Here is a 25,398-nt window from a genome sequence, read left to right as displayed (position 1 = left end):
AACAGTTAAACAAACGTTTGATTAAATATTTTTAATATACTAAGGGGAATGAAAATGAAGAGGGAGCCGAAAGTGAAAAACAAGGGAAAAGTAGCGTTATTTTTAATAGCTGCGGGAAGCGTATTTCTTATTAAATTAGGATTTAAATTTGGAATAATACATATGATTCGAACTTGGTTTGAAAGTACGTTTTCTTAAATAAAGAATATAGCCTCTTGCGATAGAGGTTTTTTATTTGTTATTATTAGACTGAACGGTCGGTTTAAAGAGGTGTAAATATGAGAAGAAGCGCAGAAGAGATCAAAAAAGAAATTGCATATAAAGCAGAAAGTCTGTTTTCACAAAAAGGCTATGCAGCTACATCTATGGAAGATATTTGTGAAATTACAGAGCGGAGTAAAGGAAGCATTTATTATCACTTTAAAAGTAAAGAAGAATTATTTTTATTTGTAGTGAAGCAGTATACGTATGATTGGCTTGAGAAATGGAATGAAAAAGAGAAGTTGTATAGTACGAGTACTGAAAAACTATATGGTCTCGCGGAATATTATGTAGAGGACATACAGCAACCTATTTCTAATGCAATAGAAGAATTTTCTATGAGCCAAGTTGTAAGCAAAGAAACTTTGGATGAAATGTTAGCTTTAACTAGAGAATCATACGTTATGTTTGAGAAATTAATTGAAGCAGGCATACAGTCTGGAGAGTTTCGTGAAGATAATACGCTCGATCTTATGTATATTGTGAATGGATTATTATCAGGGCTTGGAGTACTTTACTACGAGTTAGATTATAAAGAGCTGAAACGTATTTATAAAAAGGCGATAGATGTATTGTTAAAAGGAATGGCAGCTGAATAATAAGTCAGTTGCTTTTCTTACAAAATAAATTAGACCGAACGGTCGGTTTGTGAAAGGGGAATGAAAATGAACGCTTTATTTAAAAATCGAGCATTTATGCTCGTTATGGCATCTGATATTTTACAACAATTTGCAATTTGGATCAGAAATATGGCTCTTTTGTATTTCATAATGGAGAGAACGAATAATGATCCAGTTTCAGTTTCGTTGTTATCGGTTATGGAATATGCACCTATCTTTATTTTCTCGTTTATTGGTGGTGCACTAGCTGATCGCTGGAATCCGAAAAGAACGATGGTTGCTGGAGATGTGTTAAGTGTACTATCTATCATAGGTATTGTCTTGTTGTTAAAGCTAGATTATTGGCAGGCTATATTTTTTGCAACACTCATTTCCGCGATTGTAGGCCAGTTTTCTCAGCCATCATCCTCGCGTATATTTAAGCGCTACGTAAAGGAAGAACAGGTAGCGAATGCGATTGCATTTAACCAAACATTACAGTCATTATTTATGATTTTTGGACCAATGGTAGGATCGCTTGTGTATACACAACTTGGTTTATTTACGTCACTATATAGCTTAATCATTTTATTTTTGTTATCTGCTATCGCTCTTTCTTTTTTACCGAAATGGATTGAACAAGAGCAAGTGGTGAGAGATTCATTGAAAAATGATATAAAAGAAGGTTGGAAATATGTTCTTCATACGAAAAATTTACGTATGATTACGATTACTTTTACTATTATGGGCTTAGCTGTTGGACTAACGAATCCATTAGAGGTGTTTCTTGTAATAGAACGCCTTGGAATGGAAAAGGAAGCAGTTCAATATTTAGCTGCGGCTGATGGAATAGGTATGTTAATTGGTGGTATTATTGCTGCAGTTTTCGCTTCAAAAGTGAATCCGAAAAAGATGTTTGTATTCGGTATGAGCATATTAGCGATGTCATTTTTAGTAGAAGGGCTATCTACATCATTTTGGATTACTAGTTTCATGAGATTTGGAACAGGTATTTGTTTAGCTTGTGTTAATATCGTTGTCGGTACGCTTATGATTCAACTTGTACCAGAAAATATGGTTGGAAGAGTAAATGGAACAATTTTACCGCTGTTTATGGGAGCTATGCTAATTGGTACTGCTTTAGCTGGAGGATTAAAGGAAATGACTTCACTAGTTATTGTATTTTGTATAGCAATGGCACTTATATTATTGGCAATAGGACCAGTTCTACGCATGCAAATAAAGAATGAAGATGTCGTTAATAAAGAGGAACTAACAAATTCGTTAGCTTCGAAATAACTATTGTAAGGGAGCAGAATTGCTCCCTTTTTCTTTGGGGAACTTTTGACAACTATATGAGCCAATTATATACTGATGATGTAAAAACGATTTTACAGGTTAGGAGAAATGGTGTGAAAAATCAAATCCATGAATTACGCACTGAAAATAATATTTCACAAGGCGCATTAGCTGATAAATGTAAGGTTTCTAGACAGACGATAAATGCAATTGAGAATAATAAATATGATCCAAGCTTAGCATTAGCGTTCCGTTTAGCGGAAGTATTAGGAACAACTGTTGATAAACTATTTTTGTACAAGCAGTAGGGGGAGTAGTTGTTGGGGAAAGAGAAAATAAGCTTTTTCGTTACTGTATTAGTAGCTATAGGTACGTTAGTGTTTGCACTTTATTATTGGTTAACTGAACTTCAAGTAAATTGGTATGCACTATTTATTTGTAGCATCGCGTTACATTATCTATTTAAAAGTTTGGCATCATATAGCGTTGAAGGGGAAACTGAGGAAAACGAAGATTTAGAAAAACATGTATTAAAAAGGAGTGCAAATGTTACGTATTATGTACTCGTTGTATTCATTTTTGGTTTGTTTTTCGCATCAGTAGGTTTTAATAAATGGATTGATTTTCATAACATACCGCTATTGTTTGCGTTATGTGCTGCGATAGTTGTAAAGCCAGCTGTTGAGTTTTTAATTGTAAGACGTTATCGATAAAAAAGATCCACTTCTCGCAAGAAGAGGATCTTTTTCTTATAGCGTTTTAGTTTTGGGATTAGGTGGTGTAACGGATGTATTATTTTCAGGGACTCTAGTTAATAGGAATCCACCGATAATAAACAATACAATAATACTAAGAACACCAGCGTTCGTTTTTCCAGTTAATTGCGTTGTAACACCGACTAATACTGGACCCATAATCGCGGCAAACTTGCCAAATATATTATAAAATCCGAAGAATTCATTTGCAGATTCTTTAGGTACTAGTTTTGCAAAATAGGACCGACTAAGCGCTTGAATACCACCTTGAGAAGTGGCAACTAACATTGCTAAGATCCAGAAATCGAGTGTTGTTTTTAAGAAATAAGCATATGTGCAGATAATGATATAAATAATAATACCGACATATAGCATTTTTTTACCTGTAAAGGTTTCTGATAATTTTCCATATAGTAAAGCGAATGGACAAGCTACAATTTGTGTGACAAATAAGATGATTAATAGATTCGTTGCACTAATACCAAGATCTGTTCCGTAAGCGGTAGACATAGTAATAATTGTATCGACCCCATCAATATAGAAAAAGTAAGCGATTAGAAACATAAAGACCGTTTTATATTCTTTAATATTTTTAAAAGTCTCAGTAAGGCGTTTGAAGCTCATTGTAATTGGTCTTGGATGACGTTCAATATAATGTGTTTGTTCTACGTTTTTCAGCATTGGAATTGTAAATAGTCCCCACCAAAGAGCAGTTATCGCGAATGAAATTTGACTAGCAATGCCAACTGATAAAGGGATAGTTCCTTTTTGAGCAAGAATAATAAGAGCGATACAACCGATAAAAGGAATAGTACTCCCAATATAGCCTAAAGCGAAACCTCTCGTAGAAATTCGGTCCATTCTATCTTCAGTAGTGACATCTACTAAAAATGCATCATAAAAAATGTTTGCCCCAGCAAAACCGACTAATGCGAGCATATAGCATCCTAATAATAAGTACCACTGAGATGTTGGAACAACTGCTAGCATACTTGTAAATACGATGCCGAGTCCAAAGAAGAATGTGAAAAATCGCTTTTTAAATCCTTTATAATCAGCAACTGTGCCGAGAATAGGAGCAAGTATAGAAATTAAAAGTGTTGCGAATGAGTTTGCATATCCCCAATATGCTGTTGAAGTTGCACCGGATAATCCAGCTTCTTTTGCAGCTGCTTTAAAGTAAATTGGAAATAATGCGGTTGTAATGACGAGCGAATATACCGAGTTCGCCCAATCGTATAATATCCAGCTTTTTTCTTGTCTGGACATTTTTTTCATATAATGTTCCCCCTTAAATTTGTTCTACTAACAGTGTACAAAAATAAAAATTATAAAAAGAGAAACAGTGATGAATTTTACATAACTTTTACATATATACACAGTTCTTTACAATTGAAGTAAATCCTCTACAATTGACCCGTCTGTTTCACCTAAGTGTAAACCGAGTAGTCTAGCGATAGTTGGACCTTCATCAATAAGTCTTATATACGGGACGGTAACACCGCTTTTTATCCCTTTCCCAGCAGCGATAAAAATTGTTTCATAGTTAGGTTTTGTTGGAGAGTATCCATGCGTACCAAATGTATATTTTTTACTAGGCGTAACATCTTTTTTAGTAATTTCTTTTATAAAATCTCCTGTATAGTTTTCAGTGAAATAATACCCTTCTCGCGCTTCTAACATAAATAAACAGTTACCATCTGCACCGCATTCCTTTGCATCTTCATCGTGAAGTATAAATTCAATTCCGTTTTGTTTATGTTTAAGTAGTTCTTCAAGGAGTAGTTGTACTTCTCGAATTGTATCCGTATCATTTTTGTCCTTCACATATACATAGGCAGAGCCGTCACAACTTTGGCAATAGACCTTCCAGTCTATTAATTTACCTTTTTTATTTAGAGATATAAGTCCTCTTTGGTGGAATAGCACATTTAATTGGATGGATTTGTTTTCACTTAAAGCGCTATGATCACCAAGGGCGATAATTGTACTTTCTTCGTATAGGTCACTATCTTTTAATGCTTGAATAATTTTTCCTAGACGTTCATCGTGCCTATGGATGGCAGCTACTGTTTCGTTAGATTCAAATCCATAATAGTGTCTTTGGGTGTCTAAATCGGTGAAATGTACAAACATAATATTAGGCTTTTTCGTCTGGATTGTATGCACAGCAGAAGCAAGTACGAAATCATCGAGTTCAGGTTGTGATAATCCATTTCGTATATGGCCGAAACGACGATTTAAATCTAATTGATATAGCGGGCTACCGCTAAATAAGGAAACTAAAACTTGATTTTGCCACGGTCTATTTGGAAAGATTTCTGGTAAATTGTAATCAATATTTGCTTTGCCAGTAACAGGCCATAGAAGGGCAGCTGTCGTTAAATTTGCTTTACGTGCTTCATCGTATAACGTTGTTCCTTTAATGGATTTTCGGTACCAATGCCAATCTGGTGATTCGCGTCCAGGTTGAAGTAATGTATTGCTAACAACACCGTGCTTGTTAGGGTAATTACCGGTTACGATTGTTGAGTGGCTTGGATATGTTACAGAAGGATAAATTGGTTCTACTTTTTCGACAACCGTGCCATTTTTTATTAGAGATTGGAAATGAGGTAATTTTTGTAGTATAGGAAAATCTAAAGCTGATAAACAGTCGAATGATAAAATAATGACACGATTCGTTAATGCTTTATCCATAAAGTAATCCTCCTAATTATATAAAACCTATTATTATATATTACTATTAATACCTAGTAATAAAAATATATTTTTTGAATAAAATTTATATGTTTATTTTCAGAAAAATTAAACATATAATTAAGTATAAGGGAATGAATGGAAGGAGGGAATACTATGGATTGGCTAGATGGATTTGGTATCTTTTACATCATTGGCGGAATTACGATTATCCTTGTATTTGCTATTTCGTATTTACTAAAGAAACGGTTTCCAGACAAGCAGTTTGATATTATATTTGCACTTAGTTTAATACTTCTTTGCTTAGCATCCTTTCCCATTACAATGATGGTTATTGGTGGATGGGAAGGAATGGGATATGGATTTATTGGTTTCTTCGTCCTACTGGGCACACTTATCGGTATGATTGCACATCAACTTTTAAAAATCTCGCGAAAAAGCTACGTATAAAACTGTAAAAAATGAAAAGAATATATAAAAATAAGAAAATTCGCTCTTGTTTTGAAGTGAAATTTATATTATGATATTCAACAAATTTATTTCGTTATAACGATGAAAAAGGACTAGTACATGTACAACCTTTTTAGCAGAGAGAGAATCCGTCAGGCTGGAAGATTCTTAAAAGGGCGATATGGAACCTACCTTTGAGTTCTGCATATGCAGCGGGAATTTCCCGTTATCAAAAAGAGAGCATGCGCAATTTTTGTGCATGAATCAGGGTGGTAACGCCGGCAAAGCTCGGTCCCTATTTAGGGACGCGGGCTTTTTTGTATTTTCTAGAAGGAGGAAGACTAACTATGGCAAAAGAACAAGTACAAGCAATTACGAAGATGGAAGAGGACTTTGCACAGTGGTACACAGATATTGTAAAAAAAGCAGAACTTGTTGATTATTCAAGTGTAAAAGGGTGTATGATTTTACGTCCATATGGTTATGCATTGTGGGAAAATATGCAAAAAGTGATGGATGAGAAGTTAAAAGCAACGGGTCATGAAAATGTGTATATGCCAATGTTTATCCCAGAGAGCTTATTGCAAAAAGAGAAGGATCATGTAGAAGGATTTGCTCCTGAAGTAGCATGGGTGACACATGGCGGGGATGAAAAATTAGCGGAAAGACTTTGTATACGCCCTACATCTGAAACTTTATTCTGTGAACATTTTTCAAAAATTGTGCAATCCTATAATGATTTGCCAAAGTTATATAATCAGTGGTGTTCAGTAGTTCGATGGGAGAAAACAACGCGACCATTCCTTCGTACAACGGAATTCTTATGGCAAGAGGGTCATACAATTCATGAAACAGCAGAAGAATCTCAAACTGAAACGTTAAATATTTTAAATCTATATGCTTCTTTCTGTGAAGACTACTTAGCGATACCAGTAATTAAAGGACAAAAAACAGACAAAGAAAAGTTTGCGGGAGCAAAGGCAACTTATACGATTGAAAGTTTAATGCATGATGGAAAAGCACTTCAAACAGGAACATCTCATAACTTTGGAACGAATTTCTCAGAAGCATTTGATATTAAATTTTTAGATCGTAACGGTAAATGGCAATATGTACACCAAACATCTTGGGGCGTATCAACAAGAATGATAGGTGGACTGATTATGGTTCATAGTGATAATAATGGAATTGTAATGCCACCAAAAGTTGCTCCAGTGCAAGTTGTTATTGTGCCGATTGCTCAGCATAAAGAAGGAGTTATAGCGAAAGCAACAGAGCTACAAGGACATATTCAAAAGGTTGCACGAGTAAAAATAGATGCTAGCAATAAAACGCCAGGCTGGAAATTTAATGAGTATGAAATGAAGGGCATTCCAATTCGATTAGAAGTTGGTCCTAAAGATATTGAAAAGAATCAAGTAGTACTTGTAAGAAGAGATACGAAAGAAAAAGAATTTATATCAATGGATCAATTAGAAGAACGTATTCCAGCACTACTTGAAGAAATTCATATTTCTTTATTTAATAAAGCAAAAGTATTTCGCGATGAGAATACGTATAGTGTGACGAATTTCGAAGAGATGAAAAAAGTAGCTGATGAAAAGCAAGGGTTTATTAAAGCGATGTGGTGCGGAGAATTAGCTTGTGAAGAGAAACTAAAAGAAGAAGTTGGAGTATCTTCTCGCTGTATGCCTTTTGAGCAAGAGCATGTAGCTGACGAATGTATTTGTTGTGGTAAAGAAGCTAAGCAAATGGTGTATTGGGGAAAAGCGTATTAATAATCTTTTGATAGAAATGATGAAAAGGACTTTGGGCTGCATAATAAAATGCAATCCAAAGTCCTTTTTAGTTTTACAATTTGTTTCATGTATTTTTTAGATGGAGGATGTGTTTTTATTTTGCGTTTTTACGGCGAATAAATAGTAGCATACCAATTAGGAATGTTGAAAGTCCCATTAAAATAGATGCAGGATAATGTGTTGCAGTATTAGGTAACTTATCGCCTTGTTTTTTCGCATTATCTTTTACATTACCACCTTGGGAACCGTTGCCACCTTGAGAACTGCTATCGCTTTTAACACGGTTACCGCCTTGAGAGCCATTGCCACCTTGAGAACTGCTATCGCTTTTAACACGGCCGCCCCCCTGAGAACCATTGCTGCCAGAACCATTGCCGCCAGAACCATTGCTGCCAGAACCGCTGCCACCAGAGCCGTTGCCGCCAGAACCATTGCCACTAGAACCATTGCCACTAGAACCACTGCCACCAGAACCATTGCCGCCAGAACCGCTGCCACCAGAACCACTGCCACCAGAACCATTGCCGCCAGAACCGCTGCCATCAGAACCGTTGCCACCAGAACCGTTGCCGCCAGAACCACTGCCACCAGAACCATTGCCGCCAGAACCACTGCCACCAGAACCATTGCCGCCAGAACTGTTGCCGCCAGAACCGTTGCCACCAGAACCGCTGCCATCAGAACCGCTGCCATCAGAACCGTTGCCACCAGAACCATTGCCGCCAGAACCGCTGCCATCAGAACCGTTGCCACCAGAACCATTGCCGCCAGAACCGTTGCCGCCAGAACCACTGCCACCAGAACCGTTGCCACCAGAACCGCTGCCATCAGAACCGTTGCCACCAGAACCATTGCCGCCAGAACCGTTGCCGCCAGAACCGTTGCCACCAGAACCGCTGCCACCAGAACCGTTGCCGCCAGAACCGTTGCCACCAGAGCCATTGCCACCAGAACCGTTGCCATCAGAGCCACTATCGTCCTGAGAACCACCGTTTCCTGGTGGTTTATTATTATCTTTTAAGTTACCTTCTGCGAAATGATCGTTATTTTGTACAATTGCGTTTGTTGCTGGAGAGAAATTTTCTGTTGCTGCATTACCGATATTTAAACCACTAAAAAAAGATAAAGAGAGTGTTGATGCTAAAATGAAGATTTTCGTCATTGTTTACCTCCTAAGAAATTAATATTCCATCTAAAATACATCCCTTTGTAATATTTCATAGGAAAAAGGGTTTTATGCAAAAAAAACTATATATAGAAAAAGGTGGTGTATTTCTAAAGAGAGAAAAGAGTTAGTGTAAACTCTTTACCCCGCTATTCGCCGGGCAGTAAGATGCCCACCTGAAAATTCAGCGAAAGCAAAGAAGTTAGGTGGGGGCGGGCTGTCCGTAAAAGCCCGATTGGTGAGGGCTAATAATCAGTGGGGGATGAACAAAACCCCCACTGATTAAAGTTTCACTTTATAAATAGTAGAGCAGTGAGAATTTTACATGCATTACAGTAGAGGAAGTGACAGCAGATGAAAGCATATATTGCATTTGATATTGGTGGTACACAAATTAAATATGGAATTGTTTCAGAAACAGGAACAGTACTAAAGCATAAAACAGTTCCAACAGAAATTCATTTGGGTGGGGAACAAATCATTCAAAAACTCATTCTTTTATCAAAAAAATTAATGAGTGAACATACGATTTCGGGAATTGGTATTAGTACTGCGGGAATTGTTGACGTTAATAAAGGGATTGTGACGGGAGGTGCGGATCATATTCCAGGCTATAGTACAATTCCTATTATTGATAGATTGCAAGCGATATTAAAAGTTTCTGTATCCATTGACAATGATGTGAATTGTGCAGCGTTTGGAGAAAAGTGGAACGGTATTGGAAGAGATAAAAGAAACTTTATTATGCTTACCCTTGGAACTGGGATTGGGGGAGCGATTTTTATAGATGGAGAATTGTACCGAGGACATTCATTTAGTGCTGGTGAATGGGGAAATATGTTAATAGAAGGGAAAACGTTTGAAGAGGTTGCTTCCATTTCAGGGTTAATTCATCTTGTACGAAAATATAAAGGTGAAAGTGAGTGGAATGGAAAAACGATTTTCGAATTGTATGATAAAGGGGATAGGGAAGTTACGCAAGCGGTTGAAGTTTTCTTTAAACATTTAGCTATTGGGATTAGTAATCTTGCTTATATTTTTAATCCAGAAATGATTGTTATAGGTGGCGGAATTACTGATAGAGGAAATAAGTTCTTAAAAGAAGTAAAAGAAGAGGTAGAAAAATATTTACACAAAGAGATTTATAGTAATTGTGAGATTGAGCTTGCGCAAAACGGTAATTGCGCAGGAATGATTGGTTCTATTTACCACTTCTTACATCATCATAAGTAAGTTATATGAATGTTTTCATATAACTGAGAATTTATCCTTTTTATCACTAGGTAAATAATGCTACAATATAAGGGAAGAATACAATATTTTCCGCCTTGGAAAATGCTTTGTAGAAAGGAAGAAACTTCATGCCTATTATTTTAGAAAAAGGTCAAAAGATCGATTTAACGAAAGGACAACCAAAAGTAGCAAAACTACAGGTTGGCTTAGGCTGGGATCCAATTGGGCAATCAGGTGGGTTTCTGTCTTCATTATTTGGAAGTAAACCAAATGTAGATTGTGATGCATCTGTTGTTATGTTAGAAGGGGATCGTTTTGTAAACAAAAACGATTTAGTTTACTTCGGAAACAAGCTTTCTACTTGTGGTAGTATTATTCATTCAGGAGATAATTTAACAGGTGAAGGCGCTGGTGATGACGAAACAATTTTCGTAGAATTACATAAAGTTCCGAGCCGTATTAATCGTTTAGTATTCGTTGTAAATATTTATGACTGTGTAAATCGTCGTCAAGATTTCGGGATGATTCGTAATGCATATATTCGTATTCAAAACCCGCAAACTGGCGAAGAATTAGCGCGCTATAATTTATCGGATAATTATGCTGGAAAAACGACTCTAATCGCAGGTGAAATGTATCGCCACGGAAGTGAATGGAAGTTTTCAGCTGTTGGAGAAGGCACACAAGATAAAAACTTAAGTGAGATTGTATCACGTTATCAATAAAATAAACCGAGGAGGAATTGAATATGGCATCAATTTCATTGAAAAAAGGACAAAAGGTAGACTTAACAAAAACGAATCCAGGTCTTTCAAAAGTTCTTGTAGGACTTGGTTGGGATACGAATCGTTATGACGGACAAAACGATTTCGATTTAGATGTTAGTATTTTCTTAGTAGGTGCTAACGGTAAAGTTTCAGGTGCAGAGGATTTCGTTTTCTATAATAACCCTAAAGGTGCGAATGGTGCTGTAGAGCATTTGGGAGATAACCGAACTGGTGACGGTGAAGGTGATGACGAAGCGATTAAAGTAGATTTGAAAAATGTACCTGCACATATCGAACGTATTTGCTTCACAATTACAATTTATGACGGAGAAGGCCGTAGCCAAAACTTCGGACAAGTTTCTAACTCTTTCGTACGTATTTTAGATGAAGAAAAGAATGCAGAATTAATTCGTTACGATTTAGGAGAAGATTTCTCTATTGAAACAGCTGTTGTAGTAGGTGAATTATACCGTCATGCAGGTGACTGGAAGTTCAATGCAATCGGAAGTGGATTCCAAGGTGGATTAGCGTCTCTATGTAATAATTTCGGTTTAGATGTAGAGTAATAGATTGATATATCCATCGGTGAAACAGATGTTTACTGATGGATATATTTTTTAAGATTAAAATATAGAGGTGAATATAAATGGTAATTCAATTGCAAAAAGGACAGAAGATTGATTTAGGTAAGACAAGCCCTGGTTTAACAAAAGCAGTAATTGGTCTTGGTTGGGATATTAAATCTTATGATGGTGGATCAGATTTCGATTTAGATGCATCTGCTTTTTTATTAGATGCGAACGGAAAATGTACGAAGGAAACTGATTTTATCTTCTATAACAATTTACAGTCTCCTTGTGGATCTGTTTTACATACAGGAGATAACCGTACAGGTGAAGGTGACGGGGATGATGAGCAACTTGTTGTAGATTTGAAAAAGGTTCCAGCAGATGTTCATAAAATTGCTATTACAGTTACAATTTATGATGGAGAAGGCCGTAATCAAAACTTTGGACAAGTCGGAAACGCATTTGTTCGTTTAGCAAATGAAGAAACAAACGAAGAAGTTCTTCGTTTTGATTTAGGGGAAGATTTCTCCATCGAAACAGCAGTTGTCTTTTGTGAATTATACCGTCATAATGGACAGTGGAAGTTTAATGCAGTAGGAAGTGGATTCCAAGGTGGTTTAGGTGCGCTTGTAAGAGCGTATGGCTTGGATGCATAAGAAGGGAAACGATATTCGTTTCCTTTTTTTGACCTTTCTATAAATCTAGCAAAGAATAGGGGATAAAGGTAAGATGAGTATTTTGCAAGGAATCCTTGATACGTATGCTCAGTTTTTCGACTTGGACATGTGGATTAAAGTGTTGCAGGATCCAGTATCTTGGGGATTAATTGGTACACTTGTTGTACTTGAAGGATTATTATCTGCTGATAACGCACTTGTATTAGCAGTAATGGTAAAACACCTTCCGGAAGAAAAACGTAAAAAAGCATTATTCTATGGACTTATTGGAGCTTATGTATTCCGATTTATTGCAATTGGAATCGGAATGTTCTTAATTAAATTATGGTGGGTAAAACTTCTTGGTGCACTTTACCTTGCTTGGTTATCAGTGAAATACTTTATTGATAAGCGTAAAGGTGCAAGTGAAGAAGAAGAAGCTCATGGTATGAATCAAAATAGTATTCTCTTTAGAATGTTCGGTGTCTTCTGGGGAACGGTTGCGATGGTCGAATTAATGGATATCGCGTTCTCTGTAGATAGCGTACTTGCTGCGTTTGGTGTATCAAATGAAGTTTGGATTCTATTATTAGGTGGAATGCTTGGTATTTTAATGATGCGTGGTATCGCTGGTGTATTCTTAAAATTGTTAGAGCGTATTCCAGAGCTTGAAACGACAGCATATATTTTAATCTTAATTATCGCATCGAAAATGCTATTGTCTCTAATTGATATTCATATTAGTCATACACTGTTCTTTATTATTTTAGTTGTAGCATTTGGAGCAACATTTATACTTCACTACATGAAGAATTCTGGACAAGCTAAAGAAGAAGTTGCAGCTACTAAAAATAATCATAAATAATTGAAATGGGTTTGCTCGTTTTGCGAGCGCCCATTTTTTATAACCAAAAATAGTTTATAATAGAAGAAGGACTTAGAAAAAACGTAAATGTTTTTGGAGGTGAACTGTTGTGTTTTCACGTTTTACACTTCAACCATATGCATTAAAAGATGAATCAGATTTAAAGCAATTTGAAACACTTTTAGAAAAACGTCCACAATATGAGCTGACAGAGAATGAGATGAAATTTAGTTATATAGCATGTCGAATCCTCGGCGTTCCTAATGATGTAGATGAATATTTTAATGACCTATTTGATTATAGTGAAGCGAAAGGAATCGAAGTTTTACACGAACAAAATTTAAACAAAGTAATCGATTCGGAAAAACTTCGTCATATTCAAGAAGTGTTCGGATTACATCAAGAAGCACCAAATGGTTTGACAGTAAATAGGTTAGTGGCACACTTATCTGGGAAACAACTTTTACCGAAAGTAGACAATCCTGATTTACAGCATTATATACATACGACGTTTATTTCAGTATTGAAATTATATGAGAAACAACATAATCAATCTTTAAAGACAGAAGGCTTTCGTCGTTTCTTAATCGACATGATTAAATTAAGCGAAAATTACGTCGCAAAGTGGTTCTCTACGATTAATTATAAGAAACAAATGCCACGTATTATTTGGTACGGTGATGCACAGGAAAGCCGTATATATTTCTTATACTTTCTTATTATGCTCGGTTGTGATGTGCTTTATTATCACCCAGAAGGAAAAGATGGATTTGAGAATGTTGATGAGGAAGGAAGAAGTTTTGTTGTGTCTCATCCAAGCCGGATTTCTCTTGAACCATTTCCAGATCGCCGTCGTGAGCGTGTTGCAACAGTAGCGTATCAAGCTTCAAAGGAAATTGAACAAGTACTTCACCACGATAATTCACTATTATACAAGCCGTGGCAATTCCGTTCCTATACGCCTGTAGCCCGTACATTAAAAACGACATACGATGAACTCTTTTTAATTACGAAAGAAAAGGCATTTGTGCGCCCGACATTCTTTGTTGAGAATAAACACATTTATATCCCTTCTTTATTTGCGAAAATATCAGGTGTTTCAAAGAATGATAAAGAATATTTTCAGCGATTAAAGGCTGTTACATCATTTGATAACAGTTTATTAATTAATACATTCCCGTTTACAAAAGAACAAAAAGCCAATTTCCAATATCATTATCGAGATGCATTAGACCGCGGGGGGAAATTACATCCAGATTTAATTATGAATAGCCATTGGTGGCCGCATAAGCGTTTACCGGAAGGTTTACAACATGGGATTGCAGAGGCGATTATCCATACGTGTGAAAGTGAAATGTGTAAACCAATTGCAAAAGAAACGAAACAAGATGTAGCGCTATATGTTTTCGCACAACTCTCTCAAATACCACCGAATATTTTAGAACAGCTTGAGAAATTTGATTATTCACAAGATGTACCGAAAATTGTTATATTTAATAATGAGAAGAGTGGAGAATTAACTCGTTCTGATGCTGTTTTATTACTATTTTTAAATCAAATTGGAGTAGATGTATTCCATTTCAATCCAACGGGAAGAAACGATATTGAACCGTATATTGAAGCAGGGGCATTTGATTCACATTGGCTTGAAGAAGTTAATTTCGATCTTGAGTTTCATGGTTCATCAGCCTATAAAAATTTATCACAAACAATAAAAGGACTATTTCGTCCATTTTTATAAGGAAAGGGAGAATACCATATGAATAACCCAGTCGTACTAGATTCGAAAACAGAATTAAATGAGCAAACAGCACAAGATGTTCGCTTACAACTTAGACAAGATGCGGATGTACAACGTATTTATAATGCGGTAGATATTAAAGATCAGTTAGAATTAATTGAACTTGGAAAAGAACCTTCTATGGAGATTTCACGTTTTGCTGATCAAATTTTACATACAATGTCATTATCAAAAATAGAAGATTCAGGTGAATTATTAAAACAACTTGGCAAAATTATGGATAGGTTTGATAGCAAAGACTTTGCGGAAGAGAAAAGTGGTTTCTTCTCACGTATGTTCAAAAAAGCGGATAAAATGATTGAACAAATCTTTAGTAAGTATCAAACGATGGGCCGTGAAATTGATAAAGTGTATGTAGAAATTACAAAGTATCAAGATGAAATGAAAAAATCAATTGGTACGTTAGATGGTTTATATGAGCAAAACTTAAAATATTACTTAGACTTAGAAAAGTACGTAGTAGCAGGAGAAATGTTATTAGAGCGTTTAAATACAGAGTTAGTTCCGATGTATGAAGAGCGCGTACGTAATAATGATCAAATAGCAGGTATTGAATTAGAATCACTTAAAAACTCTGTTGAAATTTTAGAACAGCGTATTGATGATTTAGAAAAAGCGCGTATGGTTGCACTACTTACAGCACCACAAATTCGTATGATTCAACGTGGTAATAATAAATTAATTGGTAAAATCAATACCGCATTTATTACAACGATTCCTATCTTTAAAAATGGTATCATTCAGGCGGTAAATGCAAAGCGTCAAAAGCTTGTTGCAGATTCTATGGCTGAACTGGATCGCCGTACAAATGAATTACTTAAGAAAAATGCACAGAACATCGCAACGCAAAGTGTGGAAGTAGCGAGATTATCAGGTTCTTCTAGTATTAAAATGGAAACACTTGAGGAAACTTGGAACATTATTTCAAGAGGCATGCAAGAAACACAACAAATTGAAGAACAAAATAAACGTGAGCGTGAAGAAAGCCGCAAACGTATGGCTACATTAACAGAGAACATCAAAAAAGAATTACAAGGATAAAGTGAAACTTTAATCAGTGGGATAAATGAAAAGGCAATGAGGAATAGTCCTCATTGCCTTTTAGTTTTTCTTCACTAATTTAATGATTTCATTCACAACAAGTGGAATGATACTTAATAAAAGAACAAATCCCCAATCTCGCATCGTTAATGCATGCACACCGAATATATTTGCAAGGGGCGGGATGGAGATGATACAAACTTGCATAAGAACACCGATAAGAAGGGAGAAGACTAAATATTTATTTGTAAAGATCCCAATTGAAAAAATCGATTTCGTTCTTGAGCGCAAGTTAAATGAATGAACGAGCTGAGAAAAACTAAGAACAACAAATGCCATTGTTTGAGCATGTAATAGAGCATCTTCATCAATTCGTTCTGGGAAAAGAGGGAATAAATTTGTATCTCCAGTATAGAATTTTGCCCCGACGATAAAGGCTGCTAGCGTTAAAAGTCCAATTAGAGCGCCATTGAAAATAAGAAAAGGGACGCTACCGCTAAATAGGCTTTCTTTCGCACGGCGTGGCTTTTCTTTCATCACATCTGAATCTTCAGGATCAACGCCAAGTGATAGTGCAGGAAGTGTGTCGGTAATTAAATTGACCCACAAAATATGGATTGGGCGTAATGGTGTTGCCCAGCCAAGTAAAATCGCTAAAAATAAAGCGATAATTTCTCCAAAGTTACAAGAGAGTAGGAAGAGAATTGATTTTTTTATGTTACGATAAATATTTCTACCTTCCTCAACAGCTTTCACGATAGATGAGAAATTATCATCTGTTAACACCACATCGGCTGCTCCTTTTGCAACATCTGTTCCTGTAATGCCCATCGCTACGCCAACATCTGCTTGCTTTAAAGATGGAGCATCATTAACACCATCACCAGTCATAGAAACGATATTTCCTTTCGCACGTAAAGCTTTTACAATCTTCACTTTATGTTCTGGAGAGACTCTAGCAAAGACATTTAAATGATTAATTTTATTTGCTAATTCTGTATCTGAAATGTTATCTAAATCAGTTCCAATCATAATTTCAGATATTTCTTCAGCAATGCCAAGTTCTTTGGCAATGGCAAAGGCGGTGTCTTTATGGTCTCCAGTAATCATAACTGTGCGAATACCGGCTTTTTTACATTCTGTAATTGAATCTTTTACTTCTATACGCGGTGGATCAATCATACCGACAAGACCAATAAAGATGAGGTTTTCTTCAAGATGCTCTGTATCCACATCGCTTGAGTTGTATTGTTTAAATGCGAATGAAAGTACTCTTAAAGCTTCTTGAGACATTGACCCGGCAGCTTCTAATATTTGATTTGTATCAGAATCAGTTAAAACCTCGATTTTGCCGTTTTTAAAAATATGGGTACAGTGAGGTAAAAGTTTATCAATGGCGCCTTTTGTCATGCTGTAGTAGCTTTCATCGTATGTATGCACTGTTGACATCATTTTACGATCTGAATCGAAAGGTACTTCGTTAACACGTTTATGTTTATTTTCTAAATCGTCTTTTTGAATGTTAAAAGAGCTTCCCGCAACGAGAAGAGCAATTTCAGTCGGATCTCCGGTTTGTGATTCGTTATTGTAAGACGCATCATTACATAGCACCATATTTTCTAACAATAGACGCTGCGCATCATTATTGACATTTAAACTTTCTAAGCGATCATATGTGTTATCACTATAAAAGTGAGTAACGGTCATTTTATTTTGCGTTAACGTACCTGTTTTATCTGAACAAATAATTGTGACAGAACCGAGGGCTTCAACAGCTGGTAGTTTCCGAATGATAACATTTTGTTTAATCATACGTTGTACACCAATTGCAAGAACGATGGAAACGATAGCTGGCAAGCCTTCTGGGATAGCTGCAACGGCTAAACTAATAGCAGTCATAAATATTTCTAACGTATCCCGTCCCTGTAAAAAGCCGATGAGAAACATAACGATACAAATAGCTACAGCGACAAATCCTAAATATTTTCCGACTTGTGCTAAGCTTTTTTGAAGTGGTGTCATATCATCGTCTGCTTCATGTAACAGGGTAGCAATCTTACCAATTTGTGAGTTCATTCCAGTTTCAACAGCAACACCGACACCTCGTCCGTATGTAACAAGAGTAGACATAAAGGCCATATTTTTTTGATCGCCTAATGGTACTTGCTCATCACTTTGCATGGAAGGGTGGTAGATTGCATCTTTATCAACAGGGACAGACTCACCAGTTAGAGCAGATTCTTCAACCTTTAAATTTGCGGTCTCGATAAGTCGCAAATCACATGGGATATAACGTCCCGCATCTAGCATGACAATATCACCTGGAACGACTTGTTCGGATGGAATTTCTTTTAGCTCACCGTTTCGTTTTACGATGGCTTTAGGTGTTGCCATTTTTTTTAGTGCTTCTAAAGCTTGTTCTGCTTTCGATTCTTGGACGACACCGATAACAGCATTTAAAACTACGACGAGCGCAATAATACTGGCATCAGCCCATTCACCTACAAAGGCAGAAATAAGGGCAGCAATAATAAGGACATATACGAGGACATCATTAATTTGAGAAAAAATCCGCTGCCATAAAGTGCGCTTTTGTTTTGCTGTTAATTCATTTGGACCAAACTGCTTTAAGCGTTCATTTACGCTTTCGGTTGTTAAGCCATTTTGTTCATGTGTTTTAAAATCTGTTAATATTTGATCTTTCGTCTTACTGTACCAATTGCTCATAAGTAAGCACCTCCAGTAAAAACAGTTAGCAATGGTAGTGTTGCTATTATTTGTGAGTAGTATGTATGGAGAAAAAATCTAAGGTGAGGTTCTACTTCCATTGTACAGTATTTTACAGTTGGGTGAGGGAAAGAGAAGAGTTGTCATGAATTTGTTAGAAATAAAAAAAGCCTCATATAAGCGAGGCTTTTTTTACTTTTTAATTAATGTACCTAATTCTTCTGTAATAGCTTGCATTTCACTAATGCTGAATGTTTCACGTTTCATAACATGCTCATAAATGTCACGTAAGTCTTCGTACATTTCTTCATTAAAGCTAGCAGCTCTCATCGCTCCAGCATTAACCATACGTAATTTTTCTTTAATAGCTTCGACCATATATTCAACGTTTTCTTCTGACTTTACGGATAAATCCACCGAAGTGTCCCCCTTTAAAATAACATAAGGATATCTTAACATTTTTTATCATTTTCGTTAATGAATCTTTTCAATCCTATTAAATTAGTAGGGATTTCCTTTATATTTAATAATTGGTTGTTTATACTATAAGTATATATTAAGAAATGCACCAAGAAGGGAAGAAACAAAAATATGGTTCAAGTATTGTTTGTTTGTCTTGGGAACATTTGCCGTTCTCCAATGGCAGAAGCGATTTTTCGAGATCTTGTCGTAAAAGAGGGACTCGAAGAGAAAATTGTCATTGATTCTGCGGGAACTGGAGATTGGCATATTGGTCATCCGCCACATAAAGGAACACAAAAAATTTTAAAAGAAAATGCAGTCACTTTTGAAGGAATTAAAGCAAGGCAAGTAGAAAAAGAAGACTTAACAAAGTTTGATTATATTATTGCCATGGACAACAAGAATATAGCAGATTTAAAAAGTTTAGGTAAAACTGGAGGCTATATTGGTAGGCTGTCCGATTTTGTTCCAGACGGTGGCTGGACAGACGTTCCCGACCCTTACTATACAGGGAATTTCCAAGAAGTATATGACCTTGTAACAGAAGGGTGTGTAAAGCTATTAGCTTTCATTCGAAATGAACAAGGAATATGAGGAAGCTTAGAAAGAAATACTTTCTAACATAAGAAATGAAAGGGTGAAGGAATATGGCAAAGAAAAATAATATTGCTCGAAACATTGCGATTGGTGTAGCTGCAGGTGTAGCTGTATCTATGTTAAAGAAAGAAAACCGTGAAAAAGTAAAAAATACAGCAGAAAAAGCAAAAACAAAGATGATTGAAATTGGTGAAAACGCAAAAATCAAAGAAAAAGTGCAAACTGTTACAGATAAAGGACGCGAACTTGCTGATTTAAACGTAGTGAAAGCGAAAGTAGCGGAAATTAAAAAATTGACGCCGTCTGTTGTAGAAACGTTAAAAGAAACGAAAGAAATTTTTAGTAAGAAAAAAGTTGAGACAGCAGAGAAGCCAGAAACGATTGAAATTCAAGCTGTATCTTCAAAAGTAGATGAGCTGAAAGTAGAAGAAGAGCCAGTAGTTGCTGAAGATGGCGGTATGAAAGAAGCGCGTGAATTATTTATGAAAGACTCTAATGTAGAGGAAAAAAAAACTGAAGCGTACATTGAGTTGAAGCAAGATAAAGAAGAGAAGAAAAGCGTTTAAACATATATGAGAAAAATTTTAGAAAAGGTGAGAAGAAATCGTACTTATTCGTTTGGTAAAGATTTGTATGACCGGACGATGCGCGATGATGTAGCGGGCTTGGCAGCACAGCTCGCTTATTTCTTCTTGCTTGCGATTTTTCCTGGGCTTGTTTTCTTAATTACGCTTCTTGGATTCATTGACCTTCAAACAGAAAGTGTGCTCGATTTATTAGAACCGTACGTACCGGAAGATGCAATGAACTTAATTGAAGTAAACGTAGATAAAGTTGTAAATGAGCAAAATGGTGGTTTATTATCATTTGGTTTACTATCGATGCTATGGTTTGCTTCAAATGGAGTGAATGCGGTTATGAACGCTTTTAACCGTGCGTATGATGTAACAGAAACTCGCTCTTTTATTAAAACTAGAGCTTTATCTATTTTGTTTACATTAGCAATCATTTTTATGATTGTGTTTGCATTACTTGTCCCAGTATTTGGACAAGTAATTGGGGCAGAAATAATTGGCTTATCAGATACTTATTCTTATGCGTGGAGTATTACGCGTTTAGTGTCAAGTTTCTTTGTTTTGTTTGCATTATTTAGCTTTTTATATACGTTTGCGCCTGATCGAAAATTAAAGAGAAGAGAAGTTGTATCAGGGGCTTTATTTGCTACTATCGGATGGATTGTGGTATCGTACTCATTTGCTTATTATGTAGATAAGTTTGCGAATTACGCGAATACATATGGTGGTCTCGGTGGTATCATTGTTTTAATGTTATGGTTCTACTTAACTGGATGGGTAATTTTACTTGGCGGCGAAATTAATGGTTTACTCCATCATTATAGGACGGGTGACAATAATTCCCGTAATGAAAAATGACTTCTTGTTCCATAATAATAAGGAACAGGGGGGGATATTTCATGAGTAATAATAAAAAGAATCACAACAATAAAAATAACAATAAACAAAAGAGCAGTTCGCATCCAAAGCATAAAACGAGTGGTAGTGCGAACGGGCATAATAGCTACCATTAAAAAAAGCGGGTCCTTTATGAGGGACCCGTTTTAATTGTTTCCTTTTAATAATCGTAACCCGTTTAAAATAACAAGAATCGTACTTCCCTCATGTCCAATAACACCGAATGGCAGAGCTAAAAATTGCAAGAAGTTTGAACAAATCAGCATTGCAATTACAGCTAGTGAAAAGATTACGTTTTGCTTTACAATACGGTTCATTCGTTTTGATAAACGGATTGCTTGGGAAAGTCGAGATAATTCGTTTTTCATAAGTACAACGTCTGCAGTTTCTAAAGCAACGTCTGTTCCTTCACCCATTGCGACACCAATGCTAGCAGTAGCAAGTGCAGGAGCATCATTTATACCATCGCCGACCATTGCTACTGTCCCGTATTTTTCTTTTAGCTTTTTAATTGTTTCAACTTTTGTTTCTGGTAAGCATGATGCGTAATATTCCTTTATATTACTTTCGGAGGCAATTGCTTTTGCTGTTTCTTCATTATCTCCAGTAATCATAATTGCTTCGACACCAATGCTTTGTAATTCGAGAATAGCAGCTATTGTTTCTTGGCGAAGCGTATCTTTTAAAGCGATAAGTCCAAGGATACCATCTTCATCACTAATATAAACGACAGTTTTACCTTCTTTTTCAAGTGAGGCAGAAATACCATTATGAAAAGCTTTTGTTTCTTCACCAATAAAATCAGCTTTACCTATTTTATAAGCTTTGTTTTCGAATATTCCTTTTAGTCCAAAACCAGTTACATCTTCAACATTTTCTGGTTTTTTTAATGCAATGTCATACGTATGTTGTGCATATTTCACAATAGATTCAGCTAAAGGATGTGTAGAGTGACTTTCAATTGCTGCTGTAATAGAAAGTACTTCTTTTTCTGTTATATTTTCTCGAACATATACATCCGTTACGGTAGGTTTACCTTGTGTTAATGTCCCTGTTTTATCAAAGGCGATGGCTTTTACTGAAGCGAGGCGTTCTAAATGTATGCCACCTTTAAAGAGAATGCCGTTTCTTGCTCCGTTAGAAATTGCAGATAACGTTGCTGGTGTAATGGCAGCAACGAGTGCACAAGGAGATGCGACTACAAGTAAGATCATTGCACGATAAAATGTTTCATTCCAGCTCCAGTCAAGTAAGAAATGAGGGACGAACATCATAAGCGCAACAACGAGTAGTACCCCTTTTACATATGTTCCTTCAAACTTTTCGATGAATAGTTGCGATGGTGATTTTTCACTTTGTGCACTTTGGACGAGACGGATAATTTTTTGGAATAATGTTTGATCGCTCGGCTTCGTAATTTTAACTTCGATAGCACCGCGTAAATTTACAGTGCCGGCAAATACTTCATCGCCATGTTTTTTTTCATTTGGAATAGGTTCTCCAGTAATCGCTGCCTCATCGATATTTGTTTCACCGTTATGAATTGTACCGTCAGCAGGAACGCGTTCACCTGGCTTAATTAAAATAATGTCGTTAATTTGTAATCGGCCAACAGGAACACGTTCTTCGGTTCCATTTGAAATACGTAATGCTTCTTCAGGTTGTAAATCAAGAAGCGCTGAAATTTCTTTTTGGCTTTTACTTAATGTATAAGATTCCATTGCACCGCTTAGTGCGAAGATAAAGATTAAAATTGCGCCTTCTGCCCAGTAGCCAATGATTGCAGCACCGATAGCAGCAAAGAGCATGAGCATTTCGACATTTAGCTCTTTCTCTTCAATTGTATCTTCAATACCTTCTTTCGCTTTTGCATATCCACCAACTATATAAGCAAGGATATAGCAAGTAATGCCTACATTCATTGCATCGTTCTTTGTGAATAACCAACCAGCTAAAATGAAAATACCAGATGCGATTGCAAATATAAGTTCATAATGTTTCTTTAATGTATCCCATAAAGAGGGATGAGAAATAGACTTTTGTACTTGTAATGTTCTTACTTCTGAGTTCATTACTACTCGCTCCTTCCAAATTCTTATTGAGAAAAAGAATCAAAATCGAAAGCTCTATAAAACGACGAAAGCTGCCATCCATAATGGATAGCAGCATTTCTGTTGAATCTGATTTTAATAGTTATTATGTTGTAATTATTCTATAGTATAGCATATGTTTTCTTTAGATGATATGTTTTTGTTTGCGTATAAACTGAAAACTTGTGTTTTCACATTTCCTTTGGTATATATGAATATTGTTCATAAAAAGATCGGAAAGGAAGACAACGAGTGAAGACAGAGAAATTTTTTACCCATTCGATTGGCGTGTTTATTGCTGCAATAGTAGCGACTTTTTTATGGGGGAGCGCATTCCCTTTTATTAAATTAAGTTATGCTGAACTTGGAATTCAGCCACAAGAAGTTGGGGAGCAAATATTATTTGCTGGCTATCGTTTTTTTTTATCTGGAGTAATGCTCTTATTCTTCTTTAAAGCGTTAGGAAAAGATATGAGCTTCAAAAAGGGAACGGGGAAGCAGTTAGTACAGATTGGTTTATTTCAAACATTTCTTCAATATATATGTTTTTATATTGGAATGAGCTATAGTTCTGGTATTGAAGGAGCTATCATTTCAGGAACATCATCATTCTTTCAAATTTTACTCGCCCATTTTTTATATAAAGATGATGCTCTTAATATGAGAAAAGTAATTGGGGTTTCTATCGGCTTCTGTGGTGTCATTTTAGTAAATGTACCGAGTGATGGTAGTTTGTCATTCCATTTCGGAATCGGTAGCTTATTACTTCTTAGTGCAGCAATGTTGTATTCATATGGAAACATATTGGCGAAAGAAGGTAGTAAAACATTAGATATTGGCTATATGACGGCATACCAAATGATATTTGGTTCTATCGGGCTATTATGTATAGGGGCGCTGCAAGTTGGAGTCATGCCATTTACATTTAGTGTACATGCAATACTTATGCTTATCTACTTATCTTTCTTATCCGCAGCAGGCTTTTGCATTTGGAATACAATTATGAAATACAACAAGGTTGGAAAAGTATCAATGTATATGTTCTTTATACCTGTATTTGGTGTGTTATTATCGAGCATGATTTTAGGAGAAGCAATTCATTCGTTTGTATTATTCGGTTTAGCATGTGTAGCCGCGGGAATTATTGTGGTGAATCGGACGCCAGCTAAGCAGAAAGTGGAGCAAGAAAAACAAGTAGCATAGATAATAGGAAAACGATTACAATGGAAGAACAGTACTGTTCTTCTTTTTTTATATAGAAAAAGGATAATAGACTAGGTGCAACGAAAAAAGATACAAAAAGCATTTATTGAGGAGAACATGTTATGAATCTACTTTATATGGTGTTAATTGGACAAATCATTCTTTTTTTAATTGGTGCAATATACGCAATAGGACAGACAAAAAAAACAACAAATAATATGCCGTTACCTTTAGCGGTGCGTCTTATTCTTAGTTTTTCTTTAACAGCAAGTGCAATTTGGATATGGTTACAAGATCCATCAGTAGAGTATAGTACGTGGGTTGCACTAGGTATGACGTTATCAACTGTAGGAGATTTATTTATGGCAGGTTTGATTCCAATTGGTCACAGATTAATTGGAGGGATGATTACTTTCGCTCTTGCGCATTGTTTTTATGTAAAAGCATTTTTGCAAACCGGCATTTCATGGAATGGTTTTTGGATTGGTTTACTCGTATACGGACTCTTTCTCATTATAGGGTGGTTCTTTTTTATCCGAAATGATAAACAAGATAAATTGTTTACGATAGGAGCTCTAATTTACGGATTGTGGGTTGGAGGAATGGCTTGCTTTGCATTCGCCTTATACTACGAGAATACAGGAATTTGGTGGATACCAGCTTTTGGTGGTTTACTATTTGTGATTTCTGATTTTATTATAGGCGTGACAGATATTGGAGGGCGCAAATTAAAGTATGAACCACTTTGGATTTGGTTTACATATGTAGCGGCTCAAATGTGTATTGTATATGTGGGATTATAAAAAGATGCTCTCAAAAATGGTGGATAGACTATTTTGAGAGTATCTTTTTTACTATTTTGCTCTAGTAGAGTTTGAGATGGGAGT

The 25,398-nt window shown here is 36.0% G+C and carries 25 protein-coding genes and 1 other annotated feature; of the genes, 19 read left to right on the top strand and 6 right to left on the bottom strand.

Annotated features, from left to right (window positions below; all coding sequences use genetic code 11):
* Positions 1–54: 54 nt before the first annotated feature.
* The 5 genes from ACQVV1_RS23360 (at position 55) to ACQVV1_RS23340 (ending at position 2,872) form a co-directional block, all read left to right on the top strand.
* Positions 55–198: a histidine kinase gene (locus ACQVV1_RS23360; protein WP_431169582.1), complete on the top strand. Its 144-nt coding sequence runs from the start codon at positions 55–57 to the stop codon at positions 196–198.
* Positions 199–278: 80 nt separating this feature from the next.
* Positions 279–860, top strand: a complete 582-nt coding sequence (locus ACQVV1_RS23355) for a TetR/AcrR family transcriptional regulator (RefSeq protein WP_431169581.1) — start codon at positions 279–281, stop codon at positions 858–860.
* Positions 861–926: 66 nt separating this feature from the next.
* Positions 927–2,159, top strand: coding sequence for an MFS transporter (locus ACQVV1_RS23350; protein WP_431169580.1), 1,233 nt, complete (start codon positions 927–929; stop codon positions 2,157–2,159).
* Positions 2,160–2,215: 56 nt separating this feature from the next.
* Complete coding sequence (locus ACQVV1_RS23345) at positions 2,216–2,467, top strand: helix-turn-helix transcriptional regulator (RefSeq protein ID WP_080468319.1); 252 nt, start codon at positions 2,216–2,218, stop codon at positions 2,465–2,467.
* Between the two features lie 12 nt (positions 2,468–2,479).
* The gene (locus ACQVV1_RS23340; RefSeq protein ID WP_242256565.1) at positions 2,480–2,872 is read left to right on the top strand and encodes a hypothetical protein; all 393 of its coding nucleotides are present in this window, start codon (positions 2,480–2,482) and stop codon (positions 2,870–2,872) included.
* 36 nt (positions 2,873–2,908) lie between these two features.
* Here the strand turns inward: ACQVV1_RS23340 and ACQVV1_RS23335 are convergent, their stop codons facing one another.
* Positions 2,909–4,192 carry an MFS transporter gene (locus ACQVV1_RS23335; RefSeq protein WP_242256564.1) on the bottom strand — a complete coding sequence of 428 codons (1,284 nt, stop codon included), beginning with the start codon at positions 4,190–4,192 and terminating at the stop codon, positions 2,909–2,911.
* A 108-nt stretch (positions 4,193–4,300) separates the two neighbouring features.
* Positions 4,301–5,614, bottom strand: a complete 1,314-nt coding sequence (locus ACQVV1_RS23330) for an alkaline phosphatase family protein (RefSeq protein WP_242256563.1) — start codon at positions 5,612–5,614, stop codon at positions 4,301–4,303.
* A gap of 156 nt (positions 5,615–5,770) precedes the next feature.
* Here ACQVV1_RS23330 and ACQVV1_RS23325 point away from each other — a divergent pair, with 156 nt between their 5' ends.
* Positions 5,771–6,064 carry a YesK-like family protein gene (locus ACQVV1_RS23325; RefSeq protein WP_063221644.1) on the top strand — a complete coding sequence of 98 codons (294 nt, stop codon included), beginning with the start codon at positions 5,771–5,773 and terminating at the stop codon, positions 6,062–6,064.
* Positions 6,065–6,157: 93 nt separating this feature from the next.
* Positions 6,158–6,364 (top strand) — a binding site (T-box leader).
* Positions 6,365–6,411: 47 nt separating this feature from the next.
* Positions 6,412–7,842 carry a proline--tRNA ligase gene (gene proS, locus ACQVV1_RS23320; protein WP_431169578.1) on the top strand — a complete coding sequence of 477 codons (1,431 nt, stop codon included), beginning with the start codon at positions 6,412–6,414 and terminating at the stop codon, positions 7,840–7,842.
* 115 nt (positions 7,843–7,957) lie between these two features.
* Here the strand turns inward: proS and ACQVV1_RS23315 are convergent, their stop codons facing one another.
* Entirely contained in the window at positions 7,958–9,025 is a 1,068-nt protein-coding gene (locus ACQVV1_RS23315; RefSeq protein ID WP_431169577.1) for an LPXTG cell wall anchor domain-containing protein, read from the bottom strand.
* 357 nt (positions 9,026–9,382) lie between these two features.
* Here ACQVV1_RS23315 and ACQVV1_RS23310 point away from each other — a divergent pair, with 357 nt between their 5' ends.
* From ACQVV1_RS23310 to ACQVV1_RS23280, 7 genes are all read left to right on the top strand, one after another.
* Positions 9,383–10,261: an ROK family protein gene (locus ACQVV1_RS23310; RefSeq protein WP_242256218.1), complete on the top strand. Its 879-nt coding sequence runs from the start codon at positions 9,383–9,385 to the stop codon at positions 10,259–10,261.
* 128 nt (positions 10,262–10,389) lie between these two features.
* The gene (locus tag ACQVV1_RS23305; protein ID WP_001974780.1) at positions 10,390–10,986 is read left to right on the top strand and encodes a TerD family protein; all 597 of its coding nucleotides are present in this window, start codon (positions 10,390–10,392) and stop codon (positions 10,984–10,986) included.
* A 23-nt stretch (positions 10,987–11,009) separates the two neighbouring features.
* Positions 11,010–11,594 (top strand): TerD family protein, encoded by a 585-nt coding sequence (locus ACQVV1_RS23300; RefSeq protein ID WP_000146724.1) that lies wholly within the window; start codon positions 11,010–11,012, stop codon positions 11,592–11,594.
* An 80-nt stretch (positions 11,595–11,674) separates the two neighbouring features.
* Positions 11,675–12,253, top strand: coding sequence for a TerD family protein (locus tag ACQVV1_RS23295; protein ID WP_000236647.1), 579 nt, complete (start codon positions 11,675–11,677; stop codon positions 12,251–12,253).
* Between the two features lie 73 nt (positions 12,254–12,326).
* The gene (locus ACQVV1_RS23290; RefSeq protein WP_000025707.1) at positions 12,327–13,118 is read left to right on the top strand and encodes a TerC family protein; all 792 of its coding nucleotides are present in this window, start codon (positions 12,327–12,329) and stop codon (positions 13,116–13,118) included.
* Positions 13,119–13,227: 109 nt separating this feature from the next.
* Positions 13,228–14,859 (top strand): YceG family protein, encoded by a 1,632-nt coding sequence (locus tag ACQVV1_RS23285; RefSeq protein WP_431169576.1) that lies wholly within the window; start codon positions 13,228–13,230, stop codon positions 14,857–14,859.
* An 18-nt stretch (positions 14,860–14,877) separates the two neighbouring features.
* Entirely contained in the window at positions 14,878–15,960 is a 1,083-nt protein-coding gene (locus ACQVV1_RS23280; RefSeq protein ID WP_060629400.1) for a toxic anion resistance protein, read from the top strand.
* Positions 15,961–16,020: 60 nt separating this feature from the next.
* Here the strand turns inward: ACQVV1_RS23280 and ACQVV1_RS23275 are convergent, their stop codons facing one another.
* On the bottom strand, positions 16,021–18,687 hold the full coding sequence (locus ACQVV1_RS23275; RefSeq protein ID WP_431169575.1) for a cation-translocating P-type ATPase: 2,667 nt from the start codon (positions 18,685–18,687) through the stop codon (positions 16,021–16,023).
* Between the two features lie 192 nt (positions 18,688–18,879).
* Entirely contained in the window at positions 18,880–19,104 is a 225-nt protein-coding gene (locus tag ACQVV1_RS23270) for a DUF1128 domain-containing protein (RefSeq protein ID WP_000366197.1), read from the bottom strand.
* Between the two features lie 174 nt (positions 19,105–19,278).
* On the opposite strand from ACQVV1_RS23270, the gene ACQVV1_RS23265 reads away from it, so the two are divergent.
* From ACQVV1_RS23265 to ACQVV1_RS23255, 3 genes are read left to right on the top strand one after another with little or no spacing between them, the layout of a single operon-like run.
* The gene (locus tag ACQVV1_RS23265; RefSeq protein ID WP_060629402.1) at positions 19,279–19,743 is read left to right on the top strand and encodes a low molecular weight protein-tyrosine-phosphatase; all 465 of its coding nucleotides are present in this window, start codon (positions 19,279–19,281) and stop codon (positions 19,741–19,743) included.
* A gap of 53 nt (positions 19,744–19,796) precedes the next feature.
* The gene (locus tag ACQVV1_RS23260) at positions 19,797–20,312 is read left to right on the top strand and encodes a DUF4075 domain-containing protein (RefSeq protein ID WP_242256210.1); all 516 of its coding nucleotides are present in this window, start codon (positions 19,797–19,799) and stop codon (positions 20,310–20,312) included.
* Between the two features lie 6 nt (positions 20,313–20,318).
* The gene (locus ACQVV1_RS23255; protein WP_212955407.1) at positions 20,319–21,179 is read left to right on the top strand and encodes a YihY/virulence factor BrkB family protein; all 861 of its coding nucleotides are present in this window, start codon (positions 20,319–20,321) and stop codon (positions 21,177–21,179) included.
* Between the two features lie 185 nt (positions 21,180–21,364).
* Here ACQVV1_RS23255 and ACQVV1_RS23250 read toward each other — a convergent pair whose 3' ends face one another.
* Entirely contained in the window at positions 21,365–23,290 is a 1,926-nt protein-coding gene (locus ACQVV1_RS23250; protein ID WP_431169574.1) for a heavy metal translocating P-type ATPase, read from the bottom strand.
* 270 nt (positions 23,291–23,560) lie between these two features.
* Between ACQVV1_RS23250 and ACQVV1_RS23245 the strand changes: the two genes are divergently transcribed.
* Positions 23,561–24,511, top strand: a complete 951-nt coding sequence (locus ACQVV1_RS23245; protein WP_431169573.1) for a DMT family transporter — start codon at positions 23,561–23,563, stop codon at positions 24,509–24,511.
* Positions 24,512–24,633: 122 nt separating this feature from the next.
* Positions 24,634–25,314, top strand: a complete 681-nt coding sequence (locus ACQVV1_RS23240; RefSeq protein WP_242256204.1) for a lysoplasmalogenase — start codon at positions 24,634–24,636, stop codon at positions 25,312–25,314.
* Positions 25,315–25,398: the final 84 nt, after the last annotated feature.

The organism is Bacillus basilensis (genome assembly GCF_050630465.1).
Classification (GTDB): domain Bacteria; phylum Bacillota; class Bacilli; order Bacillales; family Bacillaceae_G; genus Bacillus_A; species Bacillus_A basilensis.
Note: the sequence above shows the minus strand (reverse complement) of the source record. Positions and strands in the feature narration are given on the sequence as shown.